The organism is Christiangramia sp. (assembly GCF_029937855.1).
Taxonomy (GTDB): Bacteria; Bacteroidota; Bacteroidia; order Flavobacteriales; family Flavobacteriaceae; genus Christiangramia.
The window spans coordinates 1-16990 of sequence record NZ_JAPYPC010000039.1; the positions used below are offsets into that span (position 1 = coordinate 1).

General features: G+C 38.0%; 18 protein-coding genes, 1 pseudogene and 1 riboswitch. Of the genes and pseudogenes, 9 read left to right on the plus strand and 10 right to left on the minus strand.

Translation table 11 applies throughout. From position 1 onward, the window contains the following. Window positions 1–81 precede the first annotated feature (81 nt). Window positions 82–486 carry a hypothetical protein gene (locus tag Q1K34_RS15995; protein WP_300441136.1) on the plus strand — a complete coding sequence of 135 codons (405 nt, stop codon included), beginning with the start codon at window positions 82–84 and terminating at the stop codon, window positions 484–486. Between the two features lie 168 nt (window positions 487–654). On the opposite strand, the gene Q1K34_RS16000 is transcribed toward Q1K34_RS15995, so the two are convergent. The 4 genes from Q1K34_RS16000 to Q1K34_RS16015 form a co-directional block, all read right to left on the minus strand. Beyond that, window positions 655–1584 carry an alpha/beta hydrolase-fold protein gene (locus Q1K34_RS16000; RefSeq protein WP_300441139.1) on the minus strand — a complete coding sequence of 310 codons (930 nt, stop codon included), beginning with the start codon at window positions 1582–1584 and terminating at the stop codon, window positions 655–657. A gap of 273 nt (window positions 1585–1857) precedes the next feature. After that, window positions 1858–2664, minus strand: coding sequence for an SDR family NAD(P)-dependent oxidoreductase (locus Q1K34_RS16005; protein ID WP_300441142.1), 807 nt, complete (start codon window positions 2662–2664; stop codon window positions 1858–1860). A gap of 2 nt (window positions 2665–2666) precedes the next feature. Then, window positions 2667–3533 (minus strand): DUF4437 domain-containing protein, encoded by an 867-nt coding sequence (locus Q1K34_RS16010; RefSeq protein ID WP_300441144.1) that lies wholly within the window; start codon window positions 3531–3533, stop codon window positions 2667–2669. Window positions 3534–3543: 10 nt separating this feature from the next. Beyond that, window positions 3544–3984: a zinc-binding dehydrogenase gene (locus Q1K34_RS16015; protein WP_300441147.1), complete on the minus strand. Its 441-nt coding sequence runs from the start codon at window positions 3982–3984 to the stop codon at window positions 3544–3546. Window positions 3985–4004: 20 nt separating this feature from the next. Between Q1K34_RS16015 and Q1K34_RS16020 the strand changes: the two are divergent. Beyond that, window positions 4005–4304 (plus strand): annotated as a pseudogene (locus Q1K34_RS16020) (winged helix-turn-helix transcriptional regulator); the annotation flags it as partial. A gap of 59 nt (window positions 4305–4363) precedes the next feature. On the opposite strand, the gene Q1K34_RS16025 reads toward Q1K34_RS16020, so the two are convergent. Then, entirely contained in the window at window positions 4364–5026 is a 663-nt protein-coding gene (locus Q1K34_RS16025; protein ID WP_300441150.1) for a hypothetical protein, read from the minus strand. Window positions 5027–5239: 213 nt separating this feature from the next. Between Q1K34_RS16025 and Q1K34_RS16030 the strand changes: the two genes are divergently transcribed. The 4 genes from Q1K34_RS16030 to Q1K34_RS16045 all read left to right on the plus strand — a co-directional run bounded on the left by Q1K34_RS16030 (window position 5240) and on the right by Q1K34_RS16045 (window position 9465). Further along, entirely contained in the window at window positions 5240–5659 is a 420-nt protein-coding gene (locus Q1K34_RS16030) for a glycoside hydrolase domain-containing protein (RefSeq protein ID WP_300441153.1), read from the plus strand. Between the two features lie 63 nt (window positions 5660–5722). Next, the gene (locus Q1K34_RS16035) at window positions 5723–7099 is read left to right on the plus strand and encodes a DUF1080 domain-containing protein (protein ID WP_300441156.1); all 1377 of its coding nucleotides are present in this window, start codon (window positions 5723–5725) and stop codon (window positions 7097–7099) included. A gap of 10 nt (window positions 7100–7109) precedes the next feature. Further along, complete coding sequence (locus Q1K34_RS16040; RefSeq protein ID WP_300441159.1) at window positions 7110–8450, plus strand: Gfo/Idh/MocA family oxidoreductase; 1341 nt, start codon at window positions 7110–7112, stop codon at window positions 8448–8450. A gap of 310 nt (window positions 8451–8760) precedes the next feature. Then, entirely contained in the window at window positions 8761–9465 is a 705-nt protein-coding gene (locus tag Q1K34_RS16045) for an SGNH/GDSL hydrolase family protein (RefSeq protein ID WP_300441162.1), read from the plus strand. A gap of 137 nt (window positions 9466–9602) precedes the next feature. Here Q1K34_RS16045 and Q1K34_RS16050 read toward each other — a convergent pair whose 3' ends face one another. From Q1K34_RS16050 to Q1K34_RS16070, 5 genes are all read right to left on the minus strand, one after another. After that, complete coding sequence (locus Q1K34_RS16050) at window positions 9603–9842, minus strand: hypothetical protein (protein WP_300441165.1); 240 nt, start codon at window positions 9840–9842, stop codon at window positions 9603–9605. 253 nt (window positions 9843–10095) lie between these two features. Further along, on the minus strand, window positions 10096–10377 hold the full coding sequence (locus tag Q1K34_RS16055) for a Trm112 family protein (protein ID WP_300441168.1): 282 nt from the start codon (window positions 10375–10377) through the stop codon (window positions 10096–10098). Between the two features lie 2 nt (window positions 10378–10379). Further along, window positions 10380–11024, minus strand: coding sequence for a thiamine phosphate synthase (locus Q1K34_RS16060; RefSeq protein WP_300441171.1), 645 nt, complete (start codon window positions 11022–11024; stop codon window positions 10380–10382). Beyond that, window positions 11003–12058: an AIR synthase-related protein gene (locus tag Q1K34_RS16065; protein WP_300441174.1), complete on the minus strand. Its 1056-nt coding sequence runs from the start codon at window positions 12056–12058 to the stop codon at window positions 11003–11005. Before Q1K34_RS16065 ends, Q1K34_RS16060 begins: the two co-directional genes overlap by 22 nt. Continuing rightward, on the minus strand, window positions 12051–12779 hold the full coding sequence (locus Q1K34_RS16070) for a class I SAM-dependent methyltransferase (RefSeq protein ID WP_300441176.1): 729 nt from the start codon (window positions 12777–12779) through the stop codon (window positions 12051–12053). The genes Q1K34_RS16065 and Q1K34_RS16070 overlap by 8 nt, the downstream gene beginning before the upstream one ends. Window positions 12780–12842: 63 nt before the next feature. Further along, window positions 12843–12935, minus strand: a riboswitch (TPP riboswitch). Between the two features lie 305 nt (window positions 12936–13240). Here Q1K34_RS16070 and Q1K34_RS16075 point away from each other — a divergent pair. The 3 genes from Q1K34_RS16075 to Q1K34_RS16085 are packed head-to-tail and all read left to right on the plus strand — an operon-like array spanning window position 13241 to window position 16965. Next, complete coding sequence (locus tag Q1K34_RS16075; RefSeq protein ID WP_300441179.1) at window positions 13241–13747, plus strand: 2Fe-2S iron-sulfur cluster-binding protein; 507 nt, start codon at window positions 13241–13243, stop codon at window positions 13745–13747. Window positions 13748–13757: 10 nt separating this feature from the next. Continuing rightward, window positions 13758–14747, plus strand: a complete 990-nt coding sequence (locus tag Q1K34_RS16080; RefSeq protein ID WP_300441182.1) for a xanthine dehydrogenase family protein subunit M — start codon at window positions 13758–13760, stop codon at window positions 14745–14747. Further along, on the plus strand, window positions 14737–16965 hold the full coding sequence (locus tag Q1K34_RS16085) for a xanthine dehydrogenase family protein molybdopterin-binding subunit (protein WP_300441185.1): 2229 nt from the start codon (window positions 14737–14739) through the stop codon (window positions 16963–16965). The genes Q1K34_RS16080 and Q1K34_RS16085 overlap by 11 nt, the downstream gene beginning before the upstream one ends. Window positions 16966–16990: the final 25 nt, after the last annotated feature.

A 16990-nucleotide genomic window follows, 5' to 3' on the forward strand; every position in this document is an offset into this window, starting at 1 on the left:
TTAAATAAGTCCAACCCCTGTTATTTAAACTTTACACACTTTGCGGGATAGTGTCCCATTTTATTTTTAATCGCAAGTATCGTGTTCTGGCAGTTGGGAAAAACAGATCTGGCAAAAGCCTATATCATACCAACTCTGGTTGCAGGTTTATTACTGATGACCATAGGCCTGGGTTTATTTTATACCAATAAATCAAGGATTATTCAATTTGAAAAAGCATTCAATAAGGACACACCTGCCTTTTATCAGTCGGAAATTGCACGTACCGAAAGTACTCTAAAGGAATACACTATTGTATTTAAGGTAATTCCCATTCTAATTATTATCGCGTCATTAGTCATTCTATTTATTAACACCCCAATCTGGCGGGCAATTAGTATCGCTACCATTGCAATGTTAATAGTAATCTTACTAGTTGATGGAACTGCACATGCGAGAATTGAAGCCTACCACAAAGAATTGAAATCTATAAATGAATCTAGATAAAATTTATAATTATTGATAAGATTAATATAGTTTGAACCTCTTTAAATTGAATCATGTATTCAGTTCGCCATCACGCGATTTGAGGGAACATACAGTTTCTTTCTGAGTTTCACAATTACACCATCCCGATTAACTCTGATATTTGAAATGAACCCTTATTGCTAAAAGTTATTTTTTCAGTAAAAATTCCAACGGAAGGTGAATTCGTTTTGACCAGGCATTCTCACTATGACCTTCTCCTGGAAAGTATTCGGTTTTCCAATTACTGGAGTCAAATCCATTTTCAATTAAAATGTTATCTACTCGTTTTTGAATTTCAGGATATAAACTATCCAGAGTTTGATCTCCGGTATCAAAATAAATTTTATGATTTTTTAAATTTGGCAAATTCTGTTCTAAATAGTTCATAAATGATTGCGGAACCGGGTTGTTATCTAGTGTAAAAGTACCAGGCCAATGTGTAGATAGACAGGCGGCTCCTCCAAAAATGTTTGGATATTCACAGATAGCATACATGGATATGAGTCCGCCCATACTACTTCCAGCAATAAAAGTGTTTTCCATATCGGAATGAACTGAAAAATTTTGATCTATATGAGGTTTTAGTTCTTCAACTATAAACTTTAAATAATTGTCAGATAGAGGTTTAAAGGCATTATCTATATCAACATGTGAATTTTTCAACTGATTTGAAACGGTATCTTTTTCCACCTCAGAAAGAGTTTCAAAAGGTTTTTGGGGAAAGTAGTCGGCATGTCTTGTACTTCCCCCATTCCAAATTCCAACTATTATAAATTGCTTTACAGAATCTGATTCAAGTAATTTTGAAGCTGCTTCCTCAACGTTCCAGGCTTGTTTGTTCCAGGAATTTTCAGCATCATACAACATTTGCCCATCATGCATATATAGAACAGCATATTTGGTATCAGAGCTGTATTTTTCTGGCAACCAAACATCGATGTTTCTTGCTGTGACATATTTTGACTGAAAATTCTCAATTCTTTCAATTTTGCCTTTGCTAACCTGAGGTAAAGAATTTTGTGCAATTATAGTTGAGGTAAATGCTAAAAATAGAAATAGATTAATTTTTAAAATCATATACTTGAAGTTTTATATAATTACAGTTCTCTCGGCTTTTAGATTATCCTCTAGCTAAATTTAGTGCTTTTAATTTGTAAGCTGCGATAGTTTATTGGCAACACATTTTTTCATTAAAAATCTAATAATTTAAGTTTAATTCAATTAAGCAAATTCAAAATTTTATAAGATTCAGTTGCCTATATTATTTATCTGCTCCAATTCAAAATCTGAATAGATGCTTATAGCTTTTATCATATTTCAAAATTAGATAGTAGAGCAAACATAACATGATTAACTACAATTATTATCTACTATGTTTTTTGTCGTAGCTAATAAATTTGCAATTTTTTTCTGGTTGTAAGCATCATTATGTGCCTCATTAAAGCCGCCCTGGTCATTATCATAATATTTACCGCTGCTGTTTTTGTACTTTTCAGATAAAGCAATTTCATATAGGATAGAAGCTCCCTTATCTGCCGGAGACCAGTGATGACCATAGGTTTCTTTTACCATTTTTGTATTTAACAGCGAACCAGGATTCACCGCAATTGTCGTTATTTCCGGATAGGTTTCGGCAAAATTAAAACTCCACATGGTCAGGGCTAATTTGCTTTGAGCATAGGCTTCCTGCATAGATAAGGTTTCATATCCCTTTAGTGCTTTCACGGAAACCGTAGCCTGTGCTGCCGAACTCAGATTGATCACGCGGGGGGAGTCGCCTCTATTCAATAATGAAACAAGGCCGTTAGTTAATAGATAAGGGGCTAAATAGTTAACTGCAAAACGTATGTCTAAATCATCTGCAGTAGTTTCAACAGGGTTTTTATAGATGCCTACGTTATTGATGAGTACATCAATTGATGCAATCTCTTCGGAAATTTCAGCTATTAAACTATCTATACTGCTGAAATCTGAAAAGTCTGCTATAAAACCCCGTATGTTATCATTACCAGAAAGTTCTTTTACTTCAGAAACAGACTTTTGTAGCTTTTTTTCATTTCTTCCGTGAAGTAATATTTCATGTCCATCTTTTGCCAGTTTAATCGCAGCCATTTTACCGATACCATCTGTGCTTCCTGTAATAAGTATTGTTTTCATCTTTACTGAATTTTGATTTGCCCATTGGTTCTTATGTATATAACTACATCTTTTTGAGTTGAATTCCTAATCCTATGAACTGCCTTATCAGTCGAGCTGAAATAGCTGCCTGGATCGAGAAGTTTTGTTTCCTGACTTTGCGGCAATTCATAATTTAATTCCCCTTTAATAACCACGGCATGCAGAACACTTCCGTTACTTATCAATTTACCGGTGTATGATGCCGGAAATTTTATAAAAACACCCTGGCTTTCATCACTTTTCCATAGAAAGCTCAATTTCGCATCACTCCTGGAATCGATCCAGGTTGATTTGTCGCTTCCTAACCAAACAAGATTGGAAGCATCTATATTGACCGGACGTTCACCATTGTCAAACGCTTCTTCAATAGGTTTTACCAAATAAGGTCCATGATCAATTTCAACCAGTGCAATATTTTCTTCCCCTTTTGCTGAAGTGATGTGAGATCCACCAACGGGCTGGGTCCAAAAACTTCCCGGTTTCATCCACATAGTTGCAGCGTTGGGATCGTCATTATGGATAGATCCTTTGATCACTACCGCCCTATATGTAACGTTATGGATATGTGGAGGTGAGGAGAAACCATCTGTAAACTTTGCCAAAAACCCTGTGGGTTCGGTACCATTTCTATCACCCCAAATGGTACCTGCCTGCGGACTTTTATCTCCTCTTGCCGGGTTAAGTTTCTCCCACTCAACTTCTGAACTTCGCACCACTTTATTAGTTGGGTTTTCTATCTGGTTCAGGTTATCGATTTCAGAATCATTATTATTCTTTTCAGTTTGATTGCAAGAAACTAATATGCATAATAAAAAGACAATAGGTATGTGAGTTATTCTTAAATTCATTTCTCAGTATTTAGTTTTCCACCACCACTTTTCCAGTAGCTTTTCCACTTGTAAGATGTGCATAAGCTTCTCCAACCTCTTCCATTGAAAATTTTTGTTCATCAAGTAAAGGCTTTACTGCTCCAGCTTCTATGATTTTAGTCAATTCACTTAAAATTTCACCGTGCTTCTCTCTTTTAAAATTATGAATCATTGGAATGAGCATAAACACAACATGAAGCGTTAAACCTTTAAAATGAACCGGTGATAGATCAAGTTCCAGTAATGAAACTGTTGTAGAAATTTGTGCATTCAAGGCCGCTGCTTCGAATGAATTTTTGAGGTTTTCACCGCCAACAGTGTCGAACACAATATCAAAATCATTTCCATCTGTATGTTTCTTTACGTAAGATTCAACATCCTCTGCTGTGTAATCAATGGAGGAAGCACCATAATCCTGGATAATTTTCATTTGCTTTTCTCCACTACCTGTTAAGGAAAGAAATGCCTACTGTTACTGAAAGAACTTTAAGTTTACAATTAAAGGCACTGGAGGAAGACGGATTGATTAAACGTAAGATATATACCTCAAAACCACCCTTAAAAGTGGAATATTCATTAATAGACTTTGGTAAAACCTTAATTCCATTAATCCAATCTATTGCCAATTGGGGGATTATGTGGCAGAAAATTATTCTGACTGATTTTTATAGCTTGTTGCGGTCTCGGTTATCCCCAGTTGGCGGAGTAAGAGATGGGGATTTGTCGGCCAAGTATAGGTTTGTTGGTTAAGTTAATATTTTCTTTCTAACGCTACCGCCTGCTGGCGATGAACCGCTGTTGGCAATAGTTTAATCCACGAATTCCATTTGAATTAGAAAATAATGTGGAATATTAAATTTTTCTCCGAACTTTTCTGGATTCATTCCTGAATATGCCACTTGACAATATTGACCAGCACCACTTTCAGTAATGTAGGGAGTAATAATTGCTAATAAATAAAAGGGTTTATTAATATTTTCAATTAAATATTCTTTTCCTCCAATAAAATCTTTTGTTACATACCGATCTTTATTTTGGTCTTCTAATTCAAAATACGATTTCTTGCTACCAAAGCTTTTACCTCTAATCCAGGTTTTTAAGTTTTTCTTCCCTATTTGAGTTAAAAGTTTGAACGATATAGTTGTTGAGTCGGTTTTGAAATATTTGTTATTTCCTTCATCGAATAGGGTTTCTGTTTTGGATAAATTCCCGTCTTTAAATTCTTTTAATTTTATTACGAAAGCTTTATTTTTTACTGTCGCACCTGAAATTTTAAATTTTGATTGCATTATATTATCAAAATCAAAATAAGTTTGTAAGTCCTCATTTTCAACTCCCATTTTTATTTCAATTTTAATTTGATTTTCTTTCGGAATAGTCAATTCATTTGATTGATCTAATTCTAAGTTTTGTCCTGTTTGAGCATTTACAGCAGAAAATAAAATGAGAGTAATGAATAGAAATTTGTTCATAGTTAAAAATATTAAATTATTGCCAACGGTCGCGAATAAGGATAGTAGGGGGGATTCTAGATTCAATTTTGTCGGTTTAGATCTTTATTGCTTTGAAGGTTAAATATACATATTATTGATAGCCCCTATTGTTCTTATTCGTCGTGATTTGCAGTGAAGCGGCATTTTGCAGAAATGCTGCGAGCGAATTTTAAGAGAAGGGATTATAGGAAAATGTTCACGGATAAACCTTCACAGCATGTAGCTTATTTATGTAACCGGACAAATTCTCCCTGGAAATCTCAGGATAAGATCAGGATGATCCTCGATACGAAATATAAAATCGGAGCTGAGGGTCTTAGCGGAAATGATGATTTCGGACAAATGAGTGCCTGGTACATTTTCATTACTTTAGGCTTTTGCCCCATTGGCACCGGGCTCTGTAGAGTTTGCGTTAGGCAGTCCAGCAATAGGATACGCAAAGGTGGTACTGAGAACAGCATTACGTTCATTACAATTTCTGAAAACCAGTCCGATAAAAACGTTTATATTAGAAAAGTGGAGTTGAATGGAAAGGAATTGAAGAAGCCTCTTATTCGACATGATGATATAAATAAAGGTGGTGAATTAAAATTCTGGATGAGCAGTAAATAAAATAAGAAGTTACTTGTGAAGTAATAAAAGCTGATATTAATAGGAAATTAAAGACCAGAGCCCATGGATAGGAAAAATCTTAACTCAAGATTATTATTATTTCTTTTAAGTCTCGCTTGTTTGACGAGTTGCCAAAATGATGAGAAAGATGATGTTCCCTGGGTTTATTTATTTAACGAAAAAGATCTTAACGGTTGGGAGCAGAAAGGCGGAGCAGCCAACTATGAAGTGAAAGACGGAATGATCGTGGGATCAACAGTTCACGATACTCCAAATTCTTTTTTGACTACTAAAAGAGTGTATAATAATTTTATCCTTGAATTAGATTTTAAGGTCGGTTCCTCGATGAATTCCGGGATACAGATTCGCAGTAATAGTCTTCCGAAATATCAGAATGGCAGAGTACATGGTTACCAGGTAGAGATAGATCCTTCAAACAGGGCCTGGAGTGGAGGAATTTATGATGAAGGCCGAAGAGGCTGGCTGTATTCATTGGAAAAAGATTCAGAAGCACAAAATGCATTTAAACAGAACGAGTGGAATCACTATCGTATTGAGGCTATTGGTGACACTATAAAAACATGGGTGAATGAGGTGCCTGCGGCATACTTGATTGATGATAAGACTTTAGAAGGTTTCATCGCTTTGCAGGTTCATGCGATTGGCGAAGACGAAGAAGCAGACAAACAAATCATGTGGAAAAATATTAAGATCCTTACTGACAGTCTTTCAAAATACAGCATGGAGATTTCATTGAAACCGAAAATTACCAAAAATCAACTCACCACAGATGAAAGCAATAATGGCTGGAAAATGCTTTGGGATGGCGAGACTACAGATGGATGGCACGGAGCAAGGCTGGACGAGTTTCCTGAGAATGGATGGCTAATTGAGGAGGGAAACCTTATCGTTCTTGCTAGTGGCGGGGAAGAATCGGCGGCCGGAGGTGATATTGTAACCGATTCACTTTACGGTGATTTTGAACTAAAAGTTGATTTCAAAATAACCAAAGGCGCCAATAGTGGAATTAAATATTATGTGGATACTGATATTAATAAAGGGCCGGGCTCTTCGATTGGCCTGGAATACCAGATTCTGGATGACGATAATCATCCCGATGCCAGATTGGGAAACCATGAGGGCAGCAGGACAGTTGCTTCCCTGTACGACCTTATCCAGGCCGATCCAGACAAACCAATACATCCGATTGGAGAATGGAATACCGCGCATATCATTTCCAAAGATAATCATGTGGAGCATTGGCTGAATGGCGTAAAGGTTCTGGAATATGAAAGGGGTTCTGAAAAATTCAGAAAACTTGTTTCAGAAAGTAAGTATGATAAATGGCCAAAATTCGGAGAGCTTGAAAAAGGGAGAATTCTGTTGCAGGATCATGGAAACCGTGTGGCCTTCAGAAATATTAAAATAAAACCGCTTTAATTTTTATATTATGACTACAAGACGAGATTTTATAACAAAAACGGTTTTAGGAAGTGCAGCTTTGGTTGCGGGAAGTTCAGCAATGGGGATGACCGCTAGCAGTTACCGGAGAATTATTGGCGCAAATGAGAGATTGAATGTGGCAATCGCGGGATTAGGAAGAAGGTTAGGCGGTTATTATGAACCTGTTTCCATGGAATCATCTAATGTTCGCCTGACATATTTATGTGATGTGATGAAAAGTCAGCGCGAGAATGCCCTGGTAGAATTCTCAAAGCGTATCGATTATAAGCCGAAGCTCGAGAACGATATTAGGAAAGTACTGGATGATAATGATGTGGATATTTTGATCAACGCTACTCCAGATCACTGGCATACTCCAGGATCGATAATGGCTCTTAAGGCAGGCAAAAATGTCTATGTTGAAAAACCCTGCAGCCATAATATGTGGGAAAATGAGCAGTTGGTAGCCGCGGCAAAAAAATATAAAAAAGACGTGCAAATGGGAAACCAGCAACGATCTTCAGATCATACCATTGAGATAATTAACGAAATCCATAATGGCATAATAGGAACACCGTACAAAGCCGTTGCTTTTTATACTAATTCCCGCGGAGAAGTTCCTATTCAGAAAAAAGCTCCGGTTCGGGAAGGCCTGGATTGGGATCTTTTTCAGGGACCTGCACCTCGCCGCCAATATACTGAAGAAACCTGGGATTATAACTGGCATTGGTACGGCTGGGATTATGGAACGGCAGAAGCAGGAAATAATGGAACACATGAAATGGATGTTGCACGCTGGGCGCTGGGAGTAAATTTTCCGAAGCAAGTCCAGGTAGAAGCCGAAAAAAGGCATTTTCTGAAAGACGGCTGGGAAATGTATGACAGTATGCAAGCGACCTTTCAATTTTCAGAAGATAAAATTATCCAGTGGGATGGGAAAAGCCGAAATGCTTATCCTACTTATGGTGCTGGCCGCGGAACGATAGTCTACGGTAGTGAGGGTAGCGTTTTTGTAGACCGCGAAAAGTATGTGTTGTATGACAGAAGCGGCAAAGTGATACGAGATACAAAATCGGTATCTAATGAAGCAGGAACAGCATTAGGTGGTGGCGGAGATATGACCACTGCGCATATGGTAAATTTCTTTGACGCCATTTGTGGAAAAGCAAATCTTTCGGCGCCAATCGATGATGCCAGCATTTCTATGGCGATGGTGCATTATGCAAATATGGCTTACCGTTCTGGAAAGGAATTTTCGGTAGACGAAAAAAACGGACGTGTTCTGGATGATGAGGTAATGAAATTCTGGTCTAGAGATTACGCACCGGGTTGGAAACCATCGATTTAGTTTATATTCTAATTCATTCATGTCCGGTTAAAGAGACTGGAGCGCTTCCCTTTTAGAAATAAGAATTTAGACCTGAACTTAGCTAACTGATTAGCAAAATAAGTTTGGAATTTTCTAAGAATGAGACCAATGAGGAAGATGATAACAGATAAAAGTGATTGAAAGAAAGGAATGATATTAAAGAAAGGAATGATATTGAAGACTGGAAGGATTACAGCCTTTAATCACTTTATAACTAACAGGACAATCTTTTAAAATTCTTATTATTTTTCTGAGTATTTTATTAACTGAACCGCATAAACAAGTTGCTATGAGAAAGTATCCCCTTCTTTTATTTCTATTTTTTATAATTAACTTCGGCCATTCTCAAACTGAAAAATATAAGGAATTAATGCGTCAGGACTGGGCTGAACTTGCAAAGTATAGAGATTTAAATAAAGAGGTCATTGAAAAAGGTGATTTTCCTGATGTGGTTTTTATGGGAAATTCCATTACTGAGGGGTGGGCGAATATGCATCCGGAATTTTTTAAAAGTCATAATTTTCTGGGCCGTGGCATTGGTGGGCAAACCACTCCTCAAATGCTTATACGTTTTACTCCCGATGTAATTGATCTAAAACCAAAGATTGTGGTCATACTTGCAGGAACCAATGATATAGCTGGGAATACCGGTTTTTCTTCTACAAAAATGATCACCGATAATATTAAGGCAATGGCACAATTGGCAGAGCAAAATAATATCAAGGTTATTCTAAGTTCGATCCTTCCGGTCTATGATTATCCATGGCGGCCTGGTCTTGAGCCTGTTTCTAAGATTATGAAGATTAATGACTGGATGAAAGATTATGCCACAAAAAATGGACATACTTATCTGGATTATTTTAATCATCTTTCAGATTCACGTAAAGGAATGAAAAAGATATACGCCAATGATGGAGTGCATCCTACAGATGCCGGATATAAAGTTATGGAACCTCTGGTTCTAAAGGCTATTGAAAAGAGCCTTAATGAATAAAGAACAACTGATGATTTTTGATAAAACATCACCAGGTTAAAGAGAAAGTTTCTGATTGGGTTCGTGGAATTTATATTAAAAATTACGTGCCGAATTTTGCTCAAATATTGAAAGAAAGCAACCGGGCAGTGAAGAGCCTAAATTAAGGGTTGACGGTTCATATAATTTTTGCTGATGATATATTCGCCAATATTAGAAGTACCATTTTGAAACCTGATTTTATTTATCTCGTAGTATCCTTCGTATGCCAGATTCTGCTCTTGCAAAAAATGCAGGGGAGTGGTATCAGCTTCAAAAAGGAGGGATAATTCGCCGGAATTTTTAAAGAATTTTAACTTAAAGGTTAAACTATTTATAAAGCCTATTCCAGCTCTCATTTTTATCCGAATCTTTTTTAAATTTATAATATCATAACGGGGTGCTCCATTTAGTTGAGCTGAGAATATACTCGTTGACTGAGTAGGTAATGCTAGTCAGAAATTATGATAATCAAAGGGAACAGTTAATGATTTTTCATTGTTGTTCCCTTTGTCCATTTATAAATATCTTCTTCTTATATATTTTAATGTAATTATTTTTTAAAGCTTTTGAAGCAGATACTATCCAGTATACCAGATTAATAATTTTTGTTTATTCCAGTTCTGCTTTCGCCACTAATTTAAAATTTTCAACCGATTTACCTTTAAGATGCTTTTCCCATTTTTCCAGCAAGGGTTTTTCCATTTCAAACTCCCGGTATTCATCGGGATTCATTATAGGAATGCCACTAACTATAGGGTAAATTCTTTGACAATTTGTACAGGTAAGGATGCCTTCCAGGATATGTTCATCCATATCGGTTGTAATAATTGTCAATTCGATATCTGCCTTATCAAATGGACAGCAAAGTTTTTGTATCGTTTTTTTATGCATCTTTATTGGTTTAATATTGTTCTATATTTCTGAATTGCTTCCTGAGGCTTTTTAGCACTCATAATACCCGAAACCATGGCAATTCCATCAAAATACAGGTGACTCAACAGAGGAAGATTTTCATGACTTATACCTCCTGCCAGAAATACAGGTAAAGAATACTGCTCTTTTGCTTTCTCAATGGTTTCAAAATTTACAAGCTCACAGCTATTACTGGTTTTTGAAGGAAAAACAGAGCAAAAAGAAACATAATTAAGTTGATTCTTCTCGGCCCATTTCAAATCTGAAAGATCGTTATTGCAGGTTAACCCGATTATATGAGCTTCCAAAAACTTATCTTTTATCTTATTCCAGTTTTTCGGAATACTGTCAAAATGAACTCCATCTAACCGGGTACATTCCAGAAGCTTCCAATGATTATTAATTATTACAGGAATATGTTGGGCATGCGATATTTCGCAAATTTTATCAATAAGCGGAAGGAATTGCTGTTCATCTTTAAAGTTATCCCAGATTTGAATGGCGACGATTTCCTCCTGTACTATCTGCCTAATTTGGGGTAGTAATAAGTTCTCTTCCCATGATGGATCAATAATTAAATAAATCCCTTTTTCTCTGTTCTTTACTATTTCCATCCTGCCTTCCATGCGTTAAAATAAGCTTCCCAATAAGGATCATTTTCTACATAACTTAATTTGTGTAGTTCCTTATTTTCTTCCAGATTAACACCTTCTTCTTTCCTGATGATTTTACCCACGCAGGAACAGGTGATATCTTCTTTATTCAAAGCCTCTACAATTTGCTGTTCGCTTCCTTCTTTACAGGTAATTATCATAGATCCCGCTCCAATGCAATATTTAGGATCTAAAGAGAATATTGAACACACTGCTTTCTGAAGTTCTTTTACCGGAAGCTTATTATCATAAATAATAGCTCCCTTATTAGAAGCAGTTGCCAGTTCATAAATAGCTCCTAAAACGCCACCTTCAGTTACATCATGCATAGCTGTTATCTCTTCATGAGATTCAATACTAGCCATTGCGATCATAGCATCTTTTAAGCTACTGGTGTTATAAAAACTGTCACATGCCCGCTGGTAATTTTCCATTCCCGCTTTATTCTGAACAGTTTGCGGAAAGCTCATGGCTAAAATTGCTGAAGACGAAATTGCACATGATTTTGTCACCAGGATCACATCACCTTCCTTAGCATTTTTTGATAGCTTTATTTTGTCTTTCTTTATTATACTCGTTAAAGTTCCCCCACCGGCGATAGTGGAATTTTGGCCTTCAATAAACCCGGTGTGACCACCGGTTATACCAATTCCGGCGGAATTACAAAATTCATCGATATAATTCCAGTATTCCTGAAATTCTCTATCAGAAAAGTTTTTGGGAAGGTTTAGTACAAACTGGCCGTACATCGGTGCAAAACCGGTGGTGGCCATATCGTTCACCATTAGCTGTATAGATAACCATGCCGATTCCTTCAAGCCTAAAGTAGGAATTAAAGAAAGGGGATCACTGGTGGATACCATAGCCATGCCTGAAGGAAGGTCCACTACAGATACGTCAACTCCAAATTCAGGACCGGTCGTAACCTCTTTTCTCCTAAAACCAGTTTTTTTGCTAATGATTTTCTTAAAAAAATCGGGATCTATTTTTCCTGAGGCTTTACTCATTTTGTATGTCATGAAATTTCACATATAAACCAAAAAAGTCGCCTACTGGCACATTCCATTGCTGTACCGGAAACCAGTTAGGTAATCCCGTACATTTCCATTCTATAGAATAATCCCTGCCCTGTAGCGCTTTATCAATGATAGAGATTAACTTTTCAGGAGTATAAAATGTAGCTGTGATATAAAAGGGGTTTCTGCCAAAAACCTGTTGAATTCTTCTTCTAACTACTTTAGGAGAATTACGATTCATCATTCCCATGACAATACCATATTTTCCTACCCGCGCTGCTTCCTGGATAACCTTTACAGGGTCTTTATAATATTCAAAAGTGGTTACAAATGCCAGGGCATCAAACGAATGATCTTTGAAAGGCATGTGGTGTGAATCTGCCATCACCAGGTCCCCCTCGAAAAGATGAAGTGCCTGTGAAAGCATAAAGGGTGAGATATCACCTCCCGTAGCTTCAATTCCAATTTCCTGCCACCATCGCGTAAACCGGGTAGTTCCGCAGCCAAATTCTAATAAAGTCTTTACTCTCTGGTCTTTACCAACCAGGTTTTCCATTATCTTTTTTTGCCAAACTTCAGCCCGTTTGTAGGGACCTTCATACCATTGTTCGTAAGTATCGGTATGCTCCCGGTTAAAGAACCATTCCTCCCTGTTTTGCCAGTTTTGCTGTTTTTGGGGAATTAAATCATGACTTGATCTTTCTATTTCCATCGTACATTTTTTTAAACTAAAAAGTATTTGGAAAATCCTGTGAAGAGAAAACCAGAAAAAAATCCCAGTTCAATTGTGCATCCCTACGTTGGCATTATCCAAATCAGGTTTCGGGTTTATTCTCAGCCTTTATTTAAGGCACCCCGTGCTGTTATTTTACAAAGCTAACTAAATTTTTATTTGAAATTAGAGAGAACACTATTTTATTATTCGGCGATTTGTATTACGGGTTTTTATTGCGTTTTGTATTCTACTTTTAATTGTACCATGCCGGAACTGACCAAAAAAACCTACTTCTCCATCTAATAGAATAGGATTAACTATCTAACAAATAACCTCTTAAAGTATCATAAAAAAATACTAAGGTGTTTTAATTGTCATTTAAAGGCTGGAATAATTCTTAAATTCAGACTGAAATCATTTCACAAACAATTTTATTCAGACTCATAAAACCAGCCACAATGGAAGTACCAAAACATCCTGAAACAATTCCTTTAGAACTTAATATAAATGGAGAAACGGTAGAATTAGATATTTCTGCATGGACTACCTTGCTCGATGCGCTTCGTGAACACCTGCAATTAACCGGTACAAAAAAGGGCTGCGATCATGGTCAGTGTGGGGCCTGTACAGTGCTGGTAAATGGTAAACATATAAATTCCTGTTTTACATTGGCAGCGATGCAAACCAACAAAGAAATTACAACTATCGAGGGCCTTGCCAATGGTGAGAATTTACATCCTGTTCAGGATGCTTTTATAGAACATGACGCCTTCCAGTGCGGCTATTGCACCCCGGGGCAAATTTGCGCTACGGTTGGTTTGCTGAATATGAAGAAAGGCAATACTCCTGAAGAAATAAGGGATCTTATGAGCGGTAATATTTGCAGGTGCGGGGCTTATGCGAACATCTATAAAGTGGTGGAAGAAATGAAAGAAAAAGGAACCGAAGGAACTACTTCAATTTAAAAATCAAGCTATGAACAATATTTCTTTTACCCGGGCAGAAAATATAGAAGGAGCAATAAAGAAGGCAAATAACAAACAGGGAAAAGTGAAATTTATAGGAGGTGGCACCAATTTGCTGGATCTTATGAAGTACCGCGTGGAAAATCCCGATCATCTAATTGATATAAATGAACTAAAACTCTCTAAAATAGAGTCTACTGAAGTTGGTGGTTTGTTATTGGGAGCTACCGTTACCAATGCAGATACGGCCTATCATGAGGAAGTAGAGCAGCGATATCCACTGCTTTCTAAAGCTATGCTGGCTGCAGCATCCACCCAATTGCGTAATATGGCGACAAACGGCGGTAATCTTCTTCAGCGCACCCGCTGTTATTATTTTTATGATACTTCCACACCCTGTAATAAGCGCGAACCGGGAAGCGGTTGCTCAGCTCTTGAAGGTTTCAACCGTATTCATGCTATTTTAGGAGAAAGCGAACATTGCATCGCCTCACACCCTTCAGATATGGCAGTTGCTTTGGCTGCCCTGGATGCGACAGTTAAAGTTACTGGTGAGGAAGAAGGACATCGCAGCATTCCGATTCTTGAATTTCATCGTCTTCCTGGAGATACGCCGCATATAGAGACCAATTTAAAAGATGGAGAATTGATCACGGGTATTGAACTCCCCAAAAAAGGATTTCCAGAACATTATGCTTATATAAAAGTCCGGGACAGGCCATCGTATGCCTTTGCCCTGGTTTCAGTAGCTGCTGCGTTGGAACTGGACGGGGAAGAAATAACCGATATTCGTATTGCCCTGGGAGGAGTAGCTCATAAACCCTGGAGAAAACCGGAAGTTGAAAAAGAATATTATGGTAAAAAAGCCAGCAGGGAAAATTTTGAAGCACTTGCTGAAAAACTTATCGAGGGAGCTACCGGATATGGCGATAATGATTTTAAAATACCGCTGGCAAAAAAGACCATCGTAAGGGCATTAACTGAAGCAATTGAAAAATAACATGATAGCAGGTACAAATTATATAGGAAAATCTACCCGAAGGGTTGACGGAATAAAGAAAGTTACCGGGCAGGCGCCATATATCGCAGAATTTAACCCGGCAGATCTGGTGCATGGGTATGTGATCAACAGCAGGATCGCAAAAGGAAAGATCACGTCAATACATAGAGAGAAAGCGCTTAAAGTTCCTGGGGTACGGGAAATATTCACGCACGAGAATGTACCGTTGGAAGTAAAGATAGATTCAGATTATACAGATCCGCTTTCGCCGCCGGGAAGTCCGTTCCGTCCGTTATATGATGATAAGATCCTTTATAACGGGCAACCAATAGCTTTAATCGTCGCAGATACTTTTGAAACGGCGGCTTTTGCAGCCGGCCTGGTTGAGGTAGAATATGAAGAAGAGGATCACGGCGAGGTTGATCTTAAGAAGAATCTTGAACAGGCTACTCATGAAGATGTGCCCGACCCGGCGGAGCCAAGGGGAAATGCCGAAGATGCTTTTGAAGATTCAGAATCTAAAATAGAAGCGGAATATTATCAGCCAAGGGAATACCATAATCCTATGGAACCTTTCGCTTCTGTGGCTTCCTGGAATGAAGAGGAGGGGAGCTTCAGCATTTATGACAAAATCCAGGGGGTGAGCAGTAGCCAGGGATATATTGCTGGAATTTTCAATCTTGAAAAAGAAAAAGTAAGGGTGATCTCCCCTTTTATTGGAGGGGCTTTTGGCTCTGGTCTGCGCCCGCAATACCAGTTATTTTTTGCGGCTATGGCTTCAAAAGCACTTAAGCTTCCGGTGAAAGTAGTAATGACCAGAACGCAGATGTTTACTTTCGGACACCGGCCCGCCTGCCTGCAACGTGTAAAACTTTCCGCAGATAAAACGGGAAAATTGACCTCTATTCAGCATGAAGCTTTTTCTGAAACCTCCAAATTTGAGAAGTTTAATGAAACTATAGTCGATTGGTCCGGTTTAATGTATGAGTGCGAAAATGTAAAGCTGGATTACCAGTTAGTGCCTTTGGATGTTTACACTCCAATGGATATGCGTGCTCCGGGTGGTTCAACAGGAATTTTTGCGCTGGAATGTGCCATGGATGAACTGGCGATAGAAACCGGAATAGATCCTTTGGAATTAAGGCTGATCAATTATGCTGAAAAAGATCAGAATGAAAATAAACCATTTTCAAGTAAAGAATTAAAGGCATGTTACCAGAGAGCTGCCGAAAAGTTTGGATGGCAAAATAGAAAACCGGAGCCGCGTAGCAATAAACAGGGAAATAAATTGGTAGGATATGGAATGGCTACGGGAGTTTGGGAGGCCATGCAGCAAAAATCTTCCGCCAAAGCTATACTCACTGCGGGAGGTAAACTTACGGTAAGTTCCGGTACTGCAGATATTGGCACGGGTACTTACACTATTATGTCCCAGATAGCTGCGGAAATGCTGGGAATATCATTGGAAAATGTTGAATTTAAATTAGGAGATTCTACCCTTCCTGAGGCCCCTATAGAAGGAGGTTCCTGGACAGCTTCTTCAGTAGGATCTGCCGTTAAACTGGTTTGTTCAAAATTACAGGAAACGATTTTTGCCATGGCCGCTCAAACAAATACGGATATTTTTGAAAATAAGCTCATCGAGAATGCTGTATTCAGTAATGGAGAAATATCAGTCGGTAATAGTACCGCAATTCCTTATGTAGAGATTATAAAAGCTGCCGGGAAAAAGTCTATTGAAGTAGAAGTGAATTCTGAACCTGAAGATGACAGAAGCAATTATTCCTGCTATTCCCATTCCTGTGTTATGGTTGAGGTTCATGTAGATGAAGATACCGGGATGATCAGCGTTCCCAGAGTGGTGAATGCGATTGCCGGGGGAAAGATCTTAAATCCTAAAACTGCGGAAAGCCAGATCATAGGGGGAGTTGCCTGGGGAATAGGAATGGCTCTTGAAGAAGAAGGAATGATGGATAGCCGAAATGGTAGAATTATGAATGCCAATTTAGCCGAATATCATGTGGCTGTTCATGCAGATGTACAGGAAATTGACGTAATCTTTGTGGAAGAGCAGGATGATATCGTAAACCCGTTAGGTGCTAAAGGTCTGGGCGAACTAGGAATTGTTGGGGTAGCTTCTGCCATTTCCAATGCCTTATATAACGCAACCGGAAAGCGGGTAAGGGAGTTGCCCTTTACACTGGATAAGGTGCTGTGATTATTTAACTTCTTTAAAAAATGCA

Coding starts and splice junctions, on each gene's coding strand:
- Q1K34_RS16070 (WP_300441176.1), bottom strand. CDS start 12,779: ATGGAAATAGAAAGATCAAGTCATGATTTAATTCCCCAAAAACAGCAA.
- Q1K34_RS16015 (WP_300441147.1), bottom strand. CDS start 3,984: ATGAAAATTATCCAGGATTATGGTGCTTCCTCCATTGATTACACAGCA.
- Q1K34_RS16055 (WP_300441168.1), bottom strand. CDS start 10,377: ATGCATAAAAAAACGATACAAAAACTTTGCTGTCCATTTGATAAGGCA.
- Q1K34_RS16080 (WP_300441182.1), top strand. CDS start 13,758: ATGAACAATATTTCTTTTACCCGGGCAGAAAATATAGAAGGAGCAATA.
- Q1K34_RS16035 (WP_300441156.1), top strand. CDS start 5,723: ATGGATAGGAAAAATCTTAACTCAAGATTATTATTATTTCTTTTAAGT.
- Q1K34_RS16050 (WP_300441165.1), bottom strand. CDS start 9,842: ATGAGAGCTGGAATAGGCTTTATAAATAGTTTAACCTTTAAGTTAAAA.
- Q1K34_RS16060 (WP_300441171.1), bottom strand. CDS start 11,024: ATGGAAGGCAGGATGGAAATAGTAAAGAACAGAGAAAAAGGGATTTAT.
- Q1K34_RS16065 (WP_300441174.1), bottom strand. CDS start 12,058: ATGAGTAAAGCCTCAGGAAAAATAGATCCCGATTTTTTTAAGAAAATC.
- Q1K34_RS16005 (WP_300441142.1), bottom strand. CDS start 2,664: ATGAAAACAATACTTATTACAGGAAGCACAGATGGTATCGGTAAAATG.
- Q1K34_RS16045 (WP_300441162.1), top strand. CDS start 8,761: ATGAGAAAGTATCCCCTTCTTTTATTTCTATTTTTTATAATTAACTTC.
- Q1K34_RS16040 (WP_300441159.1), top strand. CDS start 7,110: ATGACTACAAGACGAGATTTTATAACAAAAACGGTTTTAGGAAGTGCA.
- Q1K34_RS16025 (WP_300441150.1), bottom strand. CDS start 5,026: ATGAACAAATTTCTATTCATTACTCTCATTTTATTTTCTGCTGTAAAT.
- Q1K34_RS16030 (WP_300441153.1), top strand. CDS start 5,240: ATGTTCACGGATAAACCTTCACAGCATGTAGCTTATTTATGTAACCGG.
- Q1K34_RS16000 (WP_300441139.1), bottom strand. CDS start 1,584: ATGATTTTAAAAATTAATCTATTTCTATTTTTAGCATTTACCTCAACT.
- Q1K34_RS16075 (WP_300441179.1), top strand. CDS start 13,241: ATGGAAGTACCAAAACATCCTGAAACAATTCCTTTAGAACTTAATATA.
- Q1K34_RS16010 (WP_300441144.1), bottom strand. CDS start 3,533: ATGAATTTAAGAATAACTCACATACCTATTGTCTTTTTATTATGCATA.